The following is a 16,591-nucleotide window of genomic DNA, read 5'->3' as shown; positions in this document are numbered from 1 at the left end:
AAGGTGGCCAACGAGGTCTCCGGTGTTCAGGTTCTTCTTGGTCGATGAACCCTCTACCGGAGACCTCACTGCTTGTCCGGGCACGACACGCCGCCGGATAGCGGACTTCGAAACGGGGCCTAGGCCGCTGTCGTTCCTCGTCAGGATCATCAGGAGAGATGTTGGTCGCGCTGGGGGCGCTGTCTGCGCGGGGCCATACCTGAATAACGCTTAGGGTTCTCTTGTGACTAAAAAATTTCGCCTTGCACCTATTACTCCTGCCAACGTCGAGACGGCCATTGCTGTAAAGGTCCGCTCCGACCAAGAGCGCTTCGTCTCGCCTGTGGTGAAGTCGCTGGCCGAGGCCTATGTGCATCGGGAGGTGGCTTGGCCACGCCTCATCTTCGACGGTGACCGTCCGGTGGGCTTCCTCATGGCCTTCCTGGACATCGACTGGGACGGCAAGGGGGTTGACTTCCGATCCGGCTTGTGGCGGCTCAACGTGGTGCCTGACGCACAGGGGCGCGGAGTCGGTCGCTTCGCCGTCGAATCAGTGGCCGCCGAAGTAAGGCGCCGTGGCGGCACGCAGATGTATGTCACGTGGGAGCCGGGAGAGGGTGGGCCAGAGGGCTTCTACCGGAAGCTTGGGTTCCAGCTCACAGGTGAGGAGAGCGGGGGGCAGACGGTCGGGGTGCTGAATCTGACGAACTTCGGACCACAGTTACCAGACAGCACACCGTCCGAGCGGTCCCGACCTGCTAACGCGAACCAAGACAGAAAGATAATGTCCTAGCATGGCCAGTGCCCAGGCCTGGAGCGTCACTCCGAACGTAGTCATACTCACGTGGAGCGGGTGACGGGAATCGAACCCGCGCTGTCAGCTTGGGAAGCTGATGTTCTGCCATTGAACTACACCCGCGTGACCGGCTGTGGAGCCCGTCGCTGCCCCTACTGTAGCGGATTCGGGGCGTGCTCCTGCAGTCCCGACGCGAAGATCCGCGATACCCCCCGCTCAGGGGGCCCACTAGCCTTGCATCCGTGCTGCTTTCCGATCGTGACCTCCGTGCCGAGATCGAGTCGGGCAGGGTGAAGCTCGACCCGTACGACCCGGCGATGATCCAGCCGTCCAGTATCGATGTGCGGCTGGACCGCTACTTCCGGGTGTTCGAGAACCACCGCTATCCGCACATCGACCCCGCGACGGAGCAGCCGGACCTCACCCGGCAGGTGGAGCCGGACGGCGACGAGCCGTTCATCCTGCACCCGGGGGAGTTCGTGCTGGCCAGCACGTACGAGGTGATCAGTCTGCCCGACGACATCGCCTCGCGGCTGGAGGGCAAGTCGAGCCTGGGCCGGCTGGGCCTGCTGACGCACTCGACGGCGGGCTTCATCGACCCCGGCTTCGAGGGGCATGTCACGCTCGAACTGTCCAACGTCGCCACGCTGCCGATCAAGCTGTGGCCGGGCATGAAGATCGGTCAGCTCTGCATGTTCCGGCTCAGCTCGCCCGCCGAGTTCCCGTACGGCTCGGACCGGTACGGCTCGCGCTACCAGGGGCAGCGGGGCCCGACCCCGAGCAGGTCGTTCCTGAACTTCCACCGCACCAAGATCTGAAGCGGCTCAGGCAACAAGTGTGTTACGGGAGACGTTCTGGGCAGCGGGAAGGGGAAGAGTAGGTTACAAGCGGGCTTGCATGGCCTGAACTTCGCATTTCCACTGGTAACCCGTACTCTTCTCTGCGGACCGTCCCCGCACATCTGGAGAAACGACGTGCGCCTGCGTCTCACGCCCCGTGAGGACAGCTACTACGACTTGTTCGCCGACTCGGCGAACAACCTCGTCACCGCATCGCGTCTGCTGGTCGAGATCATCAGCGACGGTTCGGACCGGGAGGGTCTGGCCGAGAAGATGCGTGCCTGCGAACACGCGGGCGACGAGCGCACTCACGCGATCATGAACCGCCTCAATGAGAGCTTCATCACGCCCTTCGACCGCGAGGACATCTACCGCCTCGCGTCGAATCTCGACGACGTGATGGACTACATGGAGGCCGCGGCCGACCTGATTGTCCTCTACCAGATCGACCACCTCCCCAAGGAGGTCGTACGCCAGGTAGAGGTCCTCGAACGGGCCGCCGAGCTGACGGCGGACGCGATGCCGCGTCTGCGTTCGATGCAGCACCTCAACGAGTACTGGATCGAGATCAACCGGCTCGAGAACCAGGCCGACCAGGTCTACCGCAGGCTGCTGGCGAAGCTGTTCAGCGGCGAGTACGACGCCCTGACCGTCATGAAGATGCGAGAGGTCATCGAGCAACTCGAGCTCGCCGCCGATGCCTTCGAGCACGTCGCGAACACGATCGAGACGATCGCGGTCAAGGAAAGCTAAGTGGAGCTCGCGCTTGTCATCGGCGTGATCGTCATCGCGCTGGCGTTCGACTACACGAACGGTTTCCACGACGCGGCGAACGCCATCGCCACCTCCGTCTCCACCCGCGCGCTGACGCCGCGGATCGCACTCCTCCTCGCCGCGGTGATGAACTTCATCGGCGCCCATCTCGGCACCGCGGTGGCCCACACCGTGGGCAAGGGGATCATCGACGCTCCTGACGGCACCCACGGGCTGCTCATCGTGGGCGGCGCCCTCATCGGTGCGATCGTCTGGAACCTCATCACCTGGTACTTCGGCCTGCCGTCGTCGAGCAGTCACGCCCTGATCGGCGGGCTGTGCGGCTCCGCCATCGCCGCCAGCGCGACCGTGCACTGGTCGGGGGTGGTGGAGAAGGTCGTCATCCCCATGATTTTGTCGCCCGTCATCGGGTTCATCCTGGGCGGCATCATCATGACCATTCTTCTCTGGATCTTCCGCAAGTCCAACCCGCACCGCACCAGCCGGGGGTTCCGGTACGTGCAGCCCGTGTCGGCGGCCGCCATCGCGCTCGGCCACGGGCTGCAGGACGCGCAGAAGACGATGGGCGTGATCTTCCTGGCGCTCGTCGTCGGCGGATACGCCTCACCGCAAGGCGGCATTCCCGAGTGGGTCATCACGGCCTCGGCCACGGCGATCTCTCTCGGCACGTACTCCGGCGGCTGGCGCATCATGCGGACGATGGGCAGGCGGATCATCCACCTGGACCCGCCGCGCGGTTTCGCGGCCGAGACGGCGGCGTCCTCGGTCCTCTACGCCGCCGCCATCGGGTTCGGCGCCCCGATCTCGACCACCCACACCATGACCTCCGCAATCATGGGTGTGGGCGCCACGCGGCGGCTGTCGGCCGTGCGGTGGGGCATCGCCGGCAACATCGTGACCGCGTGGGTCCTGACGATCCCCGCCGCGGCCATCGTCGCCGCGATCGGCTACTTCATCCTCAACCTCGTCCTCGGATAGCGGACGCCTCCACACGAAGCGGGCCGGCCCCCCCGAAGGGGACCGGCCCGTCGGCGTTCAGCGCCGGTACATCACATCGGTGCTCCACCGCGTGAACCCGAGCGACTCGTACAACCGGACCGCCGCGGTGTTCTCCTCGTCCACATAGAGCATGACCTGGGCGAGGCCGAGCGCGCGCAGGTGCGCGAGCCCGGCGAGCGTCAGCGCCCGGCCGAGGCCCGTGCCGCGCTCGCCGGGCGCGACCCCCACCACGTAGACCTCCCCGATCGGCTCGTCGCCGCCGTGCACCTTGGTCCAGTGGAAGCCCGTCAGCGCGTCTCCCCGTACGGCGAGGAAGAACCCGGCGGGGTCGAACCACGACTCCCGCTCCCGCAGTTCGAGGTCGGCCGGAGTCCAGGAGCCCTGCTCGGGGTGGGTGGCGAAGGCCAGCGCGTTGAGCGCCAGCCACGGCTTCTCGTCGCGTCCCGGCTCGAACGTGCGCAGCCGTACGCCCTCGGGGAGGGCGGCGGCGGGCAGCGGTTCGGACAGCGGGCGGCGCATCTGCCACAGGGAGCGCACCCGGGCCAGGCCCGCGCTCGCGGCGAGGCGGGCGGCGCCGGGCAGGTCGCCGTGCGCCCACAGGCGCAGCCTGCCCCCGCTCGCCTCCAGTGCGTCGCTCAGCAGTCGCCGGCCCAGACCGCGCCTGCGGAAGGCGGGATGCACCACGAGTTCGCCGCTCGGCCCCTCTTCCGGGTCCGCCGGATCCAGGTGGGCGAAGCCCGCGACCTTTCCGTCCTCGTACAGCAGCACGGCCCTGGCGCCGTGATCGCCGCCGTGCCGCACCTGGAGCATCACATGCTCGTTGAGCGGAGCGACACCGTCGGCCTCGGCGGCCGCCTCCACCAGGGCGAGCACCGCCGCCACCTGCTCGTCATCGAGCCGTTCCGTGATCTCCACGCGTACGTCCATGTCTCGCACGATAAGTGAAGGCTTGGCGATTCCCCTACCGGGCTTCGGCAATAGACGCCATGGGTTCCCTCCCTGAATCGTTATCTTTGCGCCATTTCCTGCTTAGATCCCCGCTCTACTGTCGGGGGTCATGACCCGAGCATCCCTGACGCGACTGGCCGTCGCCGGCGCCGCCGTGGTGGGCGCCGCGGCCCTCACGATGGGCACGGCCGCCGCATCTCCCGCTCCCCAATCCGGCAAGCACGACCAGAGGCCCGGTCCCTCCGTTCCCGTCCGGTTGCTGACCATCAACGACCTCCACGGAAACCTGGAGCCCCCGACCGGGTCCAGCTCCCGGATCCTCGACCCGAACGGCCCGCTCACCGACACCGACGGCTCGCTGACCGGCATCGCCGGCGCGAAGTACTCGATCGCGGGCGGCGCGTCCTACCTGGCCGCCCACCTCAAGCAGCTGCGCGACGCCAACACCCTCCTGGTGGCCGCGGGCGACCTCATCGGCGCGTCGCCGCTGCTGTCCGCCGCCTACCACGACGAGCCGACCGCCGCCCTGCTCGACAAGCTCGGCCTGGTCACCTCCTCGGTCGGCAACCACGAGTTCGACGAGGGCATCGACGAGCTCAACCGCATCATGAACGGCGGCTGCCACCCGGTCGACGGCTGCTCCCCGGCGGGTGAGTGGAAGGGCACGAACTTCGACTATCTCGGGGCGAACGTGCTCAAGGAGGGCAACGGCGACTACGCCCTGCCGCCCTTCTACGTGAAGAAGATCAACGGGGTGAAGATCGGCTTCATCGGCCTGGTGACCCAGACGACTCCGAACATCGTCACCGCCGCCGGCATCAAGGGCCTGCAGTTCACCGAGGAGGTCGCGGCGGCCAACAAGGTGTCGAAGTACCTCGCCAAGCACGGGGTCAAGGCGCAGGTCGTGCTGGTCCACGAGGGCGACAACATCACCCCGAACCAGGACCCCAGCTCGTGCCCCGTCATCCCCGGCAACGGCTCGCGGATCGCCACGGGCCTCGACCCGCAGGTCGACCTGGTCATCAGCGGCCACAGCCACCAGGCGTACGTCTGCAAGGTGAAGGACCCGGCCGGTCAGGACCGCGTCTACACGCAGGGCTCGTCGTTCGGCCGGGCGATCACCCAGATCGACTTCCGGGTCGACCGCAGGACGAGGGACGTCATCCGCTCCAGCGTCGTCGCCAAGAACAACGTGGTGACCCGCACCGTCACCCCGGACGCCGACACCGAGGCGTACATCAAGACCTGGCAGGAGCGGGTCTCGACCGTCGCCAACAAGCCCATCGGCAAGATCACCGCCAACATCGGGCGTGGCAACAACGTCGGCGAGACGCCGCTCGGCGACCTGATCGCCGACGCGCAGCTCGAGGCCACCAAGGGCGGCGGCAACGCGGAGATCGCGCTGATGAACCCGGGCGGCGTCCGCACCGACCTGACCTACGCGCAGAGCGGCTCCGAGGGCGACGGCGTCGTGACGTACGGCGAGGCCTTCCAGGTGCAGCCGTTCAACAACCTCATGCAGGTCGTCACGCTCACCGGGGCCCAGCTCAAGGCGCTGCTCGAGCAGCAGATCTGGAAGGTCGACCCGGCGACGGGCGGGATCACCCAGCGGATCCTCCAGCCGTCCTCGTCGCTGACCTACACCTTCGACACGACGAAGCCGGAGGGCTCGCGGGTCTCCGACATCAAGATCAATGGCACCGCGGTGACCGACACCCAGCAGATCCGGGTGGCCGCCAACAACTTCCTCGTCGGCGGCGGCGACGGCTTCAGCGTCTTCACCAAGGGCACCGACCTGTGGAGCGGCCCGCTGGACATCGACGCGTTCGTCGCCTACATGGGCGCGCACTCGCCGATCGCCCCGCCGGCCACCGGCCGGATCAACCTCATCCGGTGAGCGACTAAAAAGCGATGGCCCGCCCCGTCAGGGGTGGGCCATCAGCGTCTGGCGGGTTCGGCCTCGTTCTGTTCGCCGCGGTCGGGGACGAAGCGGTAGCCCACGTTGCGGACCGTTCCGATGAGCGCCTCGTACTCGGCGCCCAGCTTGGCCCGCAGGCGCCGTACGTGCACGTCCACGGTGCGGGTGCCGCCGAAGTAGTCGTAGCCCCAGACCTCCTGCAGCAGCTGGGCGCGGGTGAAGACCCGGCCCGGGTGCTGGGCGAGGTACTTCAGCAGCTCGAACTCCTTGAAGGTGAGGTCCAGCGCGCGCCCGCGCAGCCGGGCCGTGTAGGTCGCCTCGTCGATCGAAAGGTCGCCGCTGCGGATCTCGTCGGGGACCTCGTCGGCGGCGGCCAGCGACAGCCGCCCGACCGCCATCCGCAGCCGGGCCTCGACCTCCGCCGGCCCCGCGGTGTCGAGGATCACGTCGTCCACACCCCACTCCGCCGACATCGCCGCGAGGCCGCCCTCGGTCACGATCGCCATCAGCGGGCAGGTGACGCCGGTCGTGCGCAGCAGCCGGCACAGGCTCTTGGCCTGCACGAGCTCACGGCGCGCGTCCACCAGGATGGCGTCCGCCGGGGGCGTGTCGATCAGCGCGGAGGCCTCGGCGGGCGCGACCCGCACCGAGTGCAGCAGCAGTCCGAGTGCCGGGAGTGTCTCCGCCGACGGCTCCAGAGCGTTGGTCAGCAGGAGCAGATTGCTCACATGAGCCTCCTCGCACCATGTCGGCTCGGCGCCGTTTGCAGCACTGGAAACCGCGACAGCCGTACAAACACGTAAGGACCCGGGGGCCACATCGCCCGAGTCCATTAATTCGTAGGGTAGCCCACACGAAGTTTGCGTCCAATGTGCGTCACCCGTGTGAACAACACGTCACGTGGTTTAGCACCGTAACGTGGCGGTGACGGAGAGCGTCCGCGAGGTGACGTGAGAGTGAGGGGAGCGGCGCGTCATGGCCAGGGGAACGATCCGCTACTGGGCGGCGGCCAAGGAGGCCGCCGGCGTGCCGGAGGAGCCGTTCGACGCCGAGACGCTGGGAGACCTGCTCGCGGGGATCTCGCGGAATCCGGCCGTCGAGCGCGTGCTGCGCCGATGCTCCTTCCTCGTCGACGGCGCACCCGCGGGTACGCGCGATCCGGCGACGATCGACCTACCCGAAGGTGCCGTGGTCGAGGTTTTACCCCCCTTCGCCGGGGGATGAGCGACTACTCTGATCACAAAGGCGCCTTCGGAGGGGTCGTCGGATGCGCAAGTTGGTCGTGGCCGTGGCCCTGCTGGCCATCGTGCTCGTCGTGCTCGACCGGGTCGCCGTGGTCGGGGTGCAGCGTGAGATCGCCCGCCAGATCGAGGCCAAGTACGACCTGGCGGAGGCCCCCTCGGTGCAGGTCAAGGGCATACCGTTCCTCACCCAGGCCATCTCGGGCCGATACGAGGAGATCAGCATCGGCATCGGGAAGGTGGAGCGGGAGGGCGTCCAGCTCGAACGCATCGACGCCACGCTGTACGGCGTCACCGCCCCGCTCTCCGACCTGATCCAGAACGCCGCGGCCACCGAGATCAGGGCCGATCGCGTGACCGGGACCGTGGTCATCTCCCGGCAGACCCTGTCGGCCCACGCGCCGCGCGGCATCAAGGTCGAGGGCGCCGGCGACGACAAGCTCCGCGTTTCGGGCAACGTGCCCGTGCTCGGGAACCAGGTGCCGGTCACCGCCGACATGAAGATCCAGGTGGTCCAGGGCGGAATACGGCTCACGCCCGCGAACGTGAAGATCGCCGGCGCCATCCCCGTGCCGAATCCCGAGCGGCTCATCTCGTTCACCGTGCCGGTGAAGAACCTGCCGCTCAACCTCAGGATCACCCGCGTGAAGTCGACGAGCGAAGGGCTCGCGGTCCAGGGCACCGCGTCCGATGTCCCCCTCCGATGAGGGCTCGCGTGACGATCGTCACACCGCCGAACCATGGCGTCCCGGCGTACGTGATGAGGGTGTGAGTCCAGCCGGAACCGCCGACGAGGAGCTCATACGCGCACTTTGGGAGGATCACGGAGGGCCGCTGTACGGCTACGTGCTGCGGTTGACCGGTGATCCGGGCAGGGCGGAGGACGTGGTGCAGGAGACGCTGCTTCGGGCCTGGCGGCATCCCTCCGGGCTCCAGGGGCGCCCGGTTCGCGCGTGGCTGTTCACCGTCGCCCGCAATCTCGTCGTCGACCAGCACCGTGCCCGCAAGTCCAGGCCGCAGGAGACGGGGGACGAGGCGCTCGCCGTGCTGCCCGCCGACGACGAGCTGGAACGGGCCGTCGAGTCGTGGGGAGTGGCGGAGGCGCTGGCCTCCCTCAGGGCGGAGCACCGCGAGGTGCTCCTGGAGACGTACTACCGGGGGAGATCGGTGAAGGAGGCGTCGGAGATCCTCGGCATTCCGCCGGGAACGGTGAAGTCGCGGACCTACTACGCCCTCCGGGCGCTGAAGCTCGCCCTGGAGGAACGGGGGCTGGCACCATGACCTGCGAGGAGGTGCGGATCTCGCTCGGCGCGTACGTGCTGGGGGCGCTCGACGCCGAGGAGACCGCCGAGGTCGAGGCCCACCTGGAGACCTGCGCGGCCTGCCGGGCGGAGCTGGCCGAGCTGTCCGGGCTGCCGCCGCTGCTGGCGCGCGTGTCGGCCGAGGACATCGAGCGCGCCGCCGCGCCGCCGCGGGCCGTGCTCGACGGCGTCTTCGCGGATGTTCTCGCGAAGGCGAATGCGAATGCGGATACGGGCGCGGGTGCGGACGGGGCGGTCGCGCCCCCGGTCGTGGCGTCCGCCCGGCGTGGGCGCCGGTCCCGCGTGCTGCTGGCGCTCGCCGCGTCCGTCGTCGTCGCGGCCGTGGGAGGCACGGCGTGGGTGTCGGTGGCGCAGAAGGCCTCGGAGAGCACGGCAGTGGGGTCGGTCGCCGCGGCCCCGGACCAGGCGAGCCGCGCGGCCCAAGGTAAGGCGGCCCCGGCTCAGGCGGCGCAGGATCAGGCGGCGCAGGATCAGCCGGGCCAGGCCGACGCGGCGGGCACGGAGGCGCCGCCGGAGCTGCTCGTCGCCCCGGCGTCGCCCGCGCCCTCGGCCGCGTCGTCAAAGGGGGCGGTGGCGAGAAAGGTCGAGCCGTCGCGCGCCGAAGCGACCGTCACCGCTTCGCCCGTGCCGTCGGAGGCGCGCGGGAGCAGCGGCGACGTACGCATCGTCGTACGGCTTGTGCCGCACGACGGCGGGACGCAGGTCGTCGCCAGGGTCGCGGGCGTCCCGGCGGGCACGGTCTGCACGTTGCGCGCGGTCGCCAAGGACGGCACGGTCTCGACCCTCGGCAGCTGGACCGTGGGCAGAGGCGAGTACCGCGGTCAGAAGATGATCCTCGAAGGCTCGACGGCGCTGCGGCCCGGCCAGATCGACCGGATCGAACTCGCCGACTCGGGCGGCCGCGTCCTGGTGACCGCCAGGCTGTGACCTCGCCGTGACCCGGCGGGGGAATCAGCCGCACCGGGCGTACGGTTGCAGACGGTGATGGCAGGGATCGCGACCCTCATGGCCACGCTCGTCCTGGGCGTGGTCCTCGGGCTGGTCCTGAGACGGCGCGACGGAAGGATGCGGGTCGTGGAACACGCCCCGGTGACGAGTGGTGATCTCGGCGCCGACCTCGGCGAGCGCGCCACGCTGGTGCAGTTCTCGACCGCGTTCTGCCAGCCCTGCCGGGCGACCCGCCGGATCCTGGGCGAGGTGGCCGGCATGGTGCCCGGCGTCCGGCACGTGGAGATCGACGCGGAGTCGCGCCTCGATCTGGTCAGGCGCTTCGACGTCCTGCGCACCCCGACCGTGCTCGTCCTCGACGGGGCGGGCAACGTGGTGAAGAGGGCGTCCGGCCAGCCGCGCAAGGCCGACGTCATCGTCGCGCTCGGCGCGGCCGTGGACGGCGCGTCTCACGGGCCGTCTCAACCATCGGACAAGGTGTGACAGATGCCGAGACGGAAGGTACTGTCGTGGTCATGACTCCCACGACAGAGCTGCTCACGAAGCGGCGAGCGGTGGACTTCTGCCGCGTCGCGACCTCGCTCTGTCGCATGGCCTGAGGGTGATTCCTGCGGCTTCGTGCCGCATTCCAAGAATCCTTCAGGAGCATCCCCACGATGCAGATCGACCCTCGTGGCCCGCGTTTCGGCGCGGCCGTGACCAGTGTGGTCCTCGCGGTCGTACTGGTCACGCAGAATCCCTGGTTGCTCGCCGCGCAGGCGATCGTCTTCGCGCTCGGTGCCGCTGACGCGTCGCCGTACGGGCTGGTCTTCCGCCGGTTCGTGCGGCCGCGGCTGGGGCCGCCGGCCGAGACGGAGGACGCGGCGCCGCCGCGGTTCGCGCAGGCCGTCGGGCTGGGGTTCGCGATGGTGGGACTGATCGGATTCGCGGCGGGGATCACCGCACTGGCCTTGGGTGCGACAGCAGCGGCACTGCTGGCCGCCTTCCTCAACGCAGCGTTCGGCTTCTGCCTGGGCTGCGAAACGTACCTGCTCATACGCCGTCTACAACCTGGGAGAATCCAATGAGCCGCTCCGCCGTTCTGGTGGACGCCGACTGGGTCGAGGCCAACCTCGACACGCCAGGTGTCGTGCTCGTCGAGGTCGACGAGGACACCAGCGCCTACGACAAGGGTCACATCCGCGGTGCCGTGAAGATCGACTGGAGGACCGACCTGCAGGACCCGGTCCGCCGCGACTTCGTCGACAAGGCCGGTTTCGAGGCGCTGCTGTCGTCGCGCGGCATCGCCAACGACGACACCGTCGTCCTGTACGGCGGCAACAACAACTGGTTCGCCGCCTACGCCTACTGGTACTTCAAGGTCTACGGCCACGAGAACGTCAAGCTGCTCGACGGCGGGCGCAAGAAGTGGGAGCTGGAGTCCCGCGAGCTGGTGAAGGACGTCGTGGAGCGGCCGGCCACCCAGTACGCGGCCACGGAGCCCAACAACGACATCCGCGCCTTCCGTGACGACGTCGTCGCCGCGATCGGCAAGCAGAACCTGGTCGACGTCCGCTCGCCCGACGAGTTCACCGGCAAGCTGCTCGCCCCGGCCCACCTGCCGCAGGAGCAGGCGCAGCGCGGCGGCCACGTGCCCACCGCCCGCAACATCCCGTGGTCGAAGGCGGCCAACGACGACGGCACCTTCCGCTCCGACGACGAGCTCCGCGAGCTCTACTCGGGAGCCGGCGTGGACCTCTCCAAGGACACCATCGCCTACTGCCGCATCGGCGAGCGCTCCGCGCACACCTGGTTCGTGCTGCACGAGCTGCTCGACCAGCCCAACGTCAAGAACTACGACGGTTCGTGGACCGAGTACGGCTCGCTCGTGGGCGTGCCGATCGAGCTGGGGGAGGCCCGCTGATGACCACCACACAGGGTTGCGCTGCTCCTGAGCAGACCGTCGCGTTGCCGGCCGGCATCGACCTGTCCAACCAGGCCGTGATCCAGGGCGTCGTCACCGGCGCCGGCACGGCGTACGCCCGCCTGCTGGACCACAGCGGCGAGTTCACCGGCGAGGTCGTCGTCTCCGACGAGGGCGTCTTCCGCTTCTTCGCCGCGCCCGGCCAGTGGACCGTCCGCATCATCGCCGGCGGCGGCGTCACCAAGGACGTCCCCGTCGAGGCCAAGCTCGGCGAGGTCGCCCAGCTCTCGGTCACCGTCTGATCCACTCGCTTTACCGAAGGCCGGTGCGTTCCGCGAACGCCCCGGCCTTCTGTGTGTAGAGGGTAATAGCTCGTTTACCCTACGTTACTGAACGTTTCGTATTACGTTTGCTACCGTGGAGGTGCACAAGGCCGCGCTCAAGCACGGCATCGCCCACGAGGACGTCGTTCACGCGACAAGGGGGTTCCTCATTGCCTATCCCCTCGCTCACGAGGATGAAGAGGGGCCGCGGCGAGAGCTGCGACTCGGTCCGGACCGTGCAGGGAACCTACTGGAAACTATCGTGCTTTACCTTGACGACGGCCGGGAGTTGGCCATACATGCGATGCCTATGAGGCGCAAGTACCGGGATCTCTTGCGAGGGGGATCGAGGAGGGAGCATGTCTAGGATGGACGGAGACGTTCCGACCTCGAGTGGCGTGCCGGTAACGGACGAACTCATAGCCGCACTGGCGGAAGAAGCCGAAGAGGGATACGACGTGGAGACTCTTCGTCGTCGGGGAGGCAGGCGTCCCATTGGTTCCGCGCCTGCCGATGTGGTTCCGGTGAGGCTGGATCCCGAGTTGCGCTCTGCATTGATCACACGGGCCAAGCGCGATCAAACCAGTGCCAGCGAAGTCATTCGCCGAGCACTGCGCGCATGGCTTCACGTGGCCTGATCGGTGCAAGACTCGTCAGGGAGGTGAGCGAACGGTGACATGCGAACCTGCCGGCCTCCGCGAGGGGGCGACCCGTGGGCGACGGGTCGTTCTCCGGCTGTTGGGGACTGCGACGACCTCCATGGCGACCGACGAGATCATGGCCTTGTCACGCGACGAGCAAGATGGTCGCGAAGAGACGCTTTCGGGCGGGAAAGATTTGGGTCGAGCTCATCGCGCCGTAGGGAGGAGCGAGAGCCGATAGCATGCGGCAGGTGTCCGGAACGTCCGCACTTGCCGCCCCCCGCCAGGATGCCGCGCCGCGCCGGGCCTCCTGGAGACTGTCGCCATACGCGCTGCCGCTGAACGCCCTGCGGATCCTCGCCAAATGCGCCCTCCCGCTGATCCTCTGGTTCTCCGCCGGACGGCTGGTCCGCTGGGCGCTGCTCCTGCTGGCCGCGACCATCTCGCACGGCTCGTGGTATCAGGCCCGCCTCGTCGTGGTGATGTTCCTCTTCACGCTCGTCGTGATGACGTCGCTCGCCACGACCGTGGGCATGCTGTACGTCATCCGCGAGGCGCTGCTGGAGACCCAGGCCCGGCGCGCCGGTGGCGAGGCCAAGGAGAGCCTGCTGAACGCTCTCAACCGGACCGCGCTCGTCTTCGCCGGCATTTACATGACCTGGGGTTTCGTCGCCGACGACGCACGCGAGTTCTCGGGCATCGACGTGATGCGGCAGCCGGACCGGTACATCCTCGACGCCGGCAGCGGCGACGACAGCGGAGTGATGCGCGGGCTCATCAGTCTCGACCCGAAGGTCTCCCTGGCGACGATGGCCGTCGCCTACGCGGTCAAGTGGTACTTCGGCCGCCGCCACGAAGCGGGCGAGGGCCGCTTCTCCGGCATGCTCGCCACGTTCGGGGAGCTCGCGTTCGCGTTCTACGGGCTCAACGCGATCGCCGCCGCAGTGGGGGCGCGCTCCGACTGGATCGGCCACCGGTCCGCCGTCACCGCCTGGCACGACTTCGCGGCCAGTGCCGAGGACGGCGTCCCGGGGTGGAAGCAGGTCTCGGAGTGGCTGGGCGACGTCTGGCCGCACGTCATCGACGCCCTCGCCATCCCGCTCACGTGGCTGACGATCGGCATCCTCGTCTACGGCGCCTACGCGGAGGACACCCGGACCACGATCAGGGGGACGCGTCTGGAGCAGGCGGCGGTCCACCTGGAGCGCACTCACAACTGGACGCGTCTCGCCCTCGCGAAGCTGAGCGCCGGCTGGACCGCTCGATGGATCCCGCTGCTGAACTCCCTGCGTCTGACGGCGCGCGGGGGCGCCCCGCTGTTCGGGCTGTTCGCCCTCTGCTACGTCGGCCTGCACATCGGCGGCGACTATCTCCTGAGAGCCGGCCGCTATCTCACCGCGAGCGAGGAACCATACCTGTGGTTCGCGACCGGTGAACCGGTCGTCTACGTGGTGGACCTGGTCGTGACCCTGATGACGATGTGTCTGATCGCCGCCACGTTCGACCTGGCCTCGACGCGAGCGCGGGTGAGGGCGAACGGCGGAGCACCGGTCACCGGCGGAACCGCAGAACCTGATCGTCCCTCTCCGGCGAGGTGAAGGCGGCCTTCACGAAGTCCTTGGCGGACTGATCGGGCACGTCTCGGTAAGTGCTCGGCCGCAGGACGACCTCGACTTGGTCGGCCACGGAGGGCGGGACCACGCCCATCATCTCCAGCCGGTACGGCGTGCCGATCTTGTTGTCCTTGACGTCGGGTGGGGTCTCGTTGTTCACCATCTCCACCTGCCACGTGCGCCCGGTCCGGTCGGTGAACTTGACCTCCGCCGGCTCTCCGTGACGAATGGCGCCCTCGGCGTCGAGCGCGGTCCTGGTCGCCGAGATCTTCAACCACTGGCGGTCGGATCGCTCCGGCTTGCCGGTGGGATCCTTGATCTTCTCCACGGTGGCCCGCCACGACACGTGCTGCCAGACCCCCGCCTGGCCGGGCTCCACGACGTGGACGATGTCGTCGGGGCGGCCGTACTTGTAGGCCTGGTAGCCGAACAGCGTGGGGGCGCCGACGGCGAGCACGACGGACAGCACGGTGCCCCCCACCAGCAGGCCCCTACGCCGCGTGGGCACTGTGGGCCGCGTGGGCACTGCGGACACCGCGGGCGCCTCGGCGGATGGCTCCACGGGCGGCTCCGCGGGCGCCTCCGGGGAGGGGGGAGCGGGCGCGAGCGCCGCGGGAGGCGGCTGCCGGTTCGTCCGCAGCGCGGGGAAGGGCTGCGTGGACCTGTCCTCCCCTTCGGGCTCCGGAGGCGGCCACACGCGCAGGTCCGTCGGCGGCTTCAGCGTGCCGGGGATGGGCACGGAGGGCGGCGCCGTCGGTATGGGCGGGGGAAGTGCGCCGCTGTAGGTGATGTCGGAGGGCTGCTCGGCCGGGGGAGCGAACCAGTCGCGGGCGTCCGGGCCGTTCCTCGGCGGGGTTCCGTCCATGGGGGTCTCGGTCATCGGCTCGTGCTCACGAGTGAGTGGTAGTCCTCCGGCTGTGAGGTCAGCCGGTCGGCGGCGGCACCGGACAGCCCGAGGTCGATCTGCGCCTCGGGCGCGTAGTTGTCGCTCACCAGCGGGCTGACGGGAGGGATGAAGACGAGGTCGGCGCCCGGCACCGCGTCTTTGGGCACCTCGAAGACGAGCAGTCCACTGGACCAGAACCCGGGCTGGATGTACTTGTTGAACAGCGTCAGCGCGTCGTCGACCTTGTCCGTCGGCTGGTAGCGCCGGCCGTCCGCAGTCAGGAGGACGGGGGGGCTGAGTTTGCTCAGTTTGAAGGGCTCGCGCGCGCTCGTCGCCGAGACGTCGACCAGAAGGAACAGGTTGCTCGTGGCCACCTTGGACACCTTGTTGGAGTAGTCCGTGGTGTCCACGGTGCGGGCGGCCGCGACCGACAGGGCCTTCACGGTGAAGCGCTTGGTCTCCACCGTCTCGCCGATCCGGCCCTTGTAGGTCAGGTAGGAGGTGCGCTGCTCGAAGGACACCGAGAAGTTCTGCTGTGCGTAGACCGCTGCCGCCGCGAGCACGATTCCGGCCGCTCCGGCGGCGATCCGCCGGCCCACACCGCGCCTCGGCGGCTTGGCGCGGGCCGCACGACGGGAGATACGGCTCTCCGTCTGTGTGACCACCATCAGCTGCTCTCCTTCCGTACGGGAAGGGTGATCTGGGCGGCCACCTCGGGCTCGAAGGGGCCCTTGTCGTCCTTGCGTTCGCCCACGAGCTGCCAGTCATGACCCTGGTTCAGCAGTCCGAGTTGCTCGTATTCGAACGAGCCCACGTCGAGGCTGATCTCCGTGGGCGCGGTCGCGGTGGGCTCGAGTTCGTACTTCACCACGACCGTGGTGGTGATTCCGGGATGCAGCTGGTGGCTCTCGACACCGAGGCTGAGCACGGAGACCTGGGGGCCGTACTTGGTCTTGATCTCCGGACGGGTCCGCAGGAGAGAGCCGGCGAAGGAGCCGAACGGCGAGTACTTCCCGGAGTCCGGGATGACGCCGACCGAGGCGGTCTCCTTGCCCATGTTGGTGACCTTGAGGACGAGCTCCAGATAGCGCTTCGTTGTGTCGAAGTCGCCCTTCTCGGTGATGTCGATCGCCTTGATGAACTGCGTGCGGAACTGCCCCTGGTCGATCGTGTCCCCGGGCGAGACCGTCGGCGGGGGCGCGTCCGGGGCGTCCTTGAGACCGCCGAAGGCGGCCGTGACGCCGATGACCACCACGGCCAGCGCGAGAGCGACCGGGACGAGGACCGGGCGTCGTCGACGGGCGCCATTGGGGGATGACGTCATGGCAAGCGATGGTAGTACGACCACAGTTGCCCCATTGGTCGCAATGGTTCGACCCCCGCGCGGAAATGCGTCCGAATGGCGAGAAGCCCGCCCTGACAGGGCTTCCAGCTCCTACGCTGTGACCGAGGCGGACATGG

General features: G+C 68.6%; 20 protein-coding genes and 1 tRNA gene. 15 read left to right on the top strand and 6 right to left on the bottom strand.

Going from position 1 to position 16,591, the window contains the following annotated elements:
* Positions 1 to 223: 223 nt before the first annotated feature.
* Positions 224 to 772, top strand: coding sequence for a GNAT family N-acetyltransferase (locus FH610_RS41445; RefSeq protein WP_139580719.1), 549 nt, complete (start codon positions 224 to 226; stop codon positions 770 to 772).
* Positions 773 to 824: 52 nt separating this feature from the next.
* Here the strand turns inward: FH610_RS41445 and FH610_RS41440 are convergent.
* A tRNA-Gly gene (locus tag FH610_RS41440) sits at positions 825 to 898 on the bottom strand.
* 119 nt (positions 899 to 1,017) lie between these two features.
* Here FH610_RS41440 and dcd point away from each other — a divergent pair.
* The 3 genes from dcd to FH610_RS41425 all read left to right on the top strand — a co-directional run bounded on the left by dcd (position 1,018) and on the right by FH610_RS41425 (position 3,366).
* The gene (gene dcd / locus FH610_RS41435; RefSeq protein ID WP_139580718.1) at positions 1,018 to 1,593 is read left to right on the top strand and encodes a dCTP deaminase; all 576 of its coding nucleotides are present in this window, start codon (positions 1,018 to 1,020) and stop codon (positions 1,591 to 1,593) included.
* Between the two features lie 156 nt (positions 1,594 to 1,749).
* Entirely contained in the window at positions 1,750 to 2,367 is a 618-nt protein-coding gene (locus FH610_RS41430) for a DUF47 domain-containing protein (protein WP_030510423.1), read from the top strand.
* Positions 2,368 to 3,366 carry an inorganic phosphate transporter gene (locus tag FH610_RS41425; protein ID WP_139580717.1) on the top strand — a complete coding sequence of 333 codons (999 nt, stop codon included), beginning with the start codon at positions 2,368 to 2,370 and terminating at the stop codon, positions 3,364 to 3,366. It abuts the gene before it with no gap.
* Positions 3,367 to 3,423: 57 nt separating this feature from the next.
* Here FH610_RS41425 and mshD read toward each other — a convergent pair whose 3' ends face one another.
* A complete protein-coding gene (gene mshD / locus FH610_RS41420; protein ID WP_139580716.1) occupies positions 3,424 to 4,314 on the bottom strand; it encodes a mycothiol synthase in 891 nt (296 codons plus the stop codon).
* A 130-nt stretch (positions 4,315 to 4,444) separates the two neighbouring features.
* On the opposite strand from mshD, the gene FH610_RS41415 reads away from it, so the two are divergent.
* The gene (locus FH610_RS41415; RefSeq protein ID WP_139580715.1) at positions 4,445 to 6,232 is read left to right on the top strand and encodes a bifunctional metallophosphatase/5'-nucleotidase; all 1,788 of its coding nucleotides are present in this window, start codon (positions 4,445 to 4,447) and stop codon (positions 6,230 to 6,232) included.
* Positions 6,233 to 6,273: 41 nt separating this feature from the next.
* On the opposite strand, the gene FH610_RS41410 is transcribed toward FH610_RS41415, so the two are convergent.
* A complete protein-coding gene (locus FH610_RS41410) occupies positions 6,274 to 6,981 on the bottom strand; it encodes a winged helix-turn-helix transcriptional regulator (RefSeq protein ID WP_139580714.1) in 708 nt (235 codons plus the stop codon).
* A 247-nt stretch (positions 6,982 to 7,228) separates the two neighbouring features.
* On the opposite strand from FH610_RS41410, the gene FH610_RS41405 reads away from it, so the two are divergent.
* The 10 genes from FH610_RS41405 to FH610_RS41355 all read left to right on the top strand — a co-directional run bounded on the left by FH610_RS41405 (position 7,229) and on the right by FH610_RS41355 (position 14,229).
* Positions 7,229 to 7,477: a MoaD/ThiS family protein gene (locus tag FH610_RS41405; RefSeq protein WP_139580713.1), complete on the top strand. Its 249-nt coding sequence runs from the start codon at positions 7,229 to 7,231 to the stop codon at positions 7,475 to 7,477.
* Between the two features lie 43 nt (positions 7,478 to 7,520).
* Complete coding sequence (locus FH610_RS41400; RefSeq protein ID WP_139580712.1) at positions 7,521 to 8,201, top strand: LmeA family phospholipid-binding protein; 681 nt, start codon at positions 7,521 to 7,523, stop codon at positions 8,199 to 8,201.
* Positions 8,202 to 8,262: 61 nt separating this feature from the next.
* Positions 8,263 to 8,775 carry a sigma-70 family RNA polymerase sigma factor gene (locus tag FH610_RS41395; protein WP_256862628.1) on the top strand — a complete coding sequence of 171 codons (513 nt, stop codon included), beginning with the start codon at positions 8,263 to 8,265 and terminating at the stop codon, positions 8,773 to 8,775.
* Positions 8,772 to 9,743 carry an anti-sigma factor family protein gene (locus FH610_RS44955; RefSeq protein WP_240809505.1) on the top strand — a complete coding sequence of 324 codons (972 nt, stop codon included), beginning with the start codon at positions 8,772 to 8,774 and terminating at the stop codon, positions 9,741 to 9,743. Before FH610_RS41395 ends, FH610_RS44955 begins: the two co-directional genes overlap by 4 nt.
* A 138-nt stretch (positions 9,744 to 9,881) precedes the next feature.
* Positions 9,882 to 10,247 carry a TlpA family protein disulfide reductase gene (locus FH610_RS41385; protein ID WP_205826427.1) on the top strand — a complete coding sequence of 122 codons (366 nt, stop codon included), beginning with the start codon at positions 9,882 to 9,884 and terminating at the stop codon, positions 10,245 to 10,247.
* A 173-nt stretch (positions 10,248 to 10,420) separates the two neighbouring features.
* Positions 10,421 to 10,831 carry a DUF4395 domain-containing protein gene (locus FH610_RS41380; RefSeq protein ID WP_139580710.1) on the top strand — a complete coding sequence of 137 codons (411 nt, stop codon included), beginning with the start codon at positions 10,421 to 10,423 and terminating at the stop codon, positions 10,829 to 10,831.
* Complete coding sequence (locus tag FH610_RS41375; RefSeq protein ID WP_139580709.1) at positions 10,828 to 11,667, top strand: sulfurtransferase; 840 nt, start codon at positions 10,828 to 10,830, stop codon at positions 11,665 to 11,667. Before FH610_RS41380 ends, FH610_RS41375 begins: the two co-directional genes overlap by 4 nt.
* The gene (locus tag FH610_RS41370) at positions 11,667 to 11,969 is read left to right on the top strand and encodes a DUF1416 domain-containing protein (protein WP_139580708.1); all 303 of its coding nucleotides are present in this window, start codon (positions 11,667 to 11,669) and stop codon (positions 11,967 to 11,969) included. The genes FH610_RS41375 and FH610_RS41370 overlap by 1 nt, the downstream gene beginning before the upstream one ends.
* A 115-nt stretch (positions 11,970 to 12,084) precedes the next feature.
* Positions 12,085 to 12,357 carry a hypothetical protein gene (locus tag FH610_RS41365; RefSeq protein ID WP_139580707.1) on the top strand — a complete coding sequence of 91 codons (273 nt, stop codon included), beginning with the start codon at positions 12,085 to 12,087 and terminating at the stop codon, positions 12,355 to 12,357.
* A 525-nt stretch (positions 12,358 to 12,882) separates the two neighbouring features.
* On the top strand, positions 12,883 to 14,229 hold the full coding sequence (locus FH610_RS41355; protein WP_139580706.1) for a hypothetical protein: 1,347 nt from the start codon (positions 12,883 to 12,885) through the stop codon (positions 14,227 to 14,229).
* Here the strand turns inward: FH610_RS41355 and FH610_RS41350 are convergent.
* From FH610_RS41350 to FH610_RS41340, 3 genes are read right to left on the bottom strand one after another with little or no spacing between them, the layout of a single operon-like run.
* Positions 14,183 to 15,124 carry a hypothetical protein gene (locus FH610_RS41350; RefSeq protein ID WP_139580705.1) on the bottom strand — a complete coding sequence of 314 codons (942 nt, stop codon included), beginning with the start codon at positions 15,122 to 15,124 and terminating at the stop codon, positions 14,183 to 14,185. The two genes, FH610_RS41355 and FH610_RS41350, sit on opposite strands and share 47 nt — an antisense overlap.
* Entirely contained in the window at positions 15,121 to 15,798 is a 678-nt protein-coding gene (locus FH610_RS41345) for a DUF4352 domain-containing protein (protein ID WP_139580704.1), read from the bottom strand. The genes FH610_RS41350 and FH610_RS41345 overlap by 4 nt, the downstream gene beginning before the upstream one ends.
* Positions 15,798 to 16,454: a hypothetical protein gene (locus FH610_RS41340; RefSeq protein WP_139580703.1), complete on the bottom strand. Its 657-nt coding sequence runs from the start codon at positions 16,452 to 16,454 to the stop codon at positions 15,798 to 15,800. Before FH610_RS41340 ends, FH610_RS41345 begins: the two co-directional genes overlap by 1 nt.
* Positions 16,455 to 16,591: the final 137 nt, after the last annotated feature.

The organism is Microbispora catharanthi (genome assembly GCF_006334915.2).
GTDB lineage: Bacteria > Actinomycetota > Actinomycetes > Streptosporangiales > Streptosporangiaceae > Microbispora > Microbispora catharanthi.
This window is presented reverse-complemented; position numbering and strand designations above follow the sequence as displayed.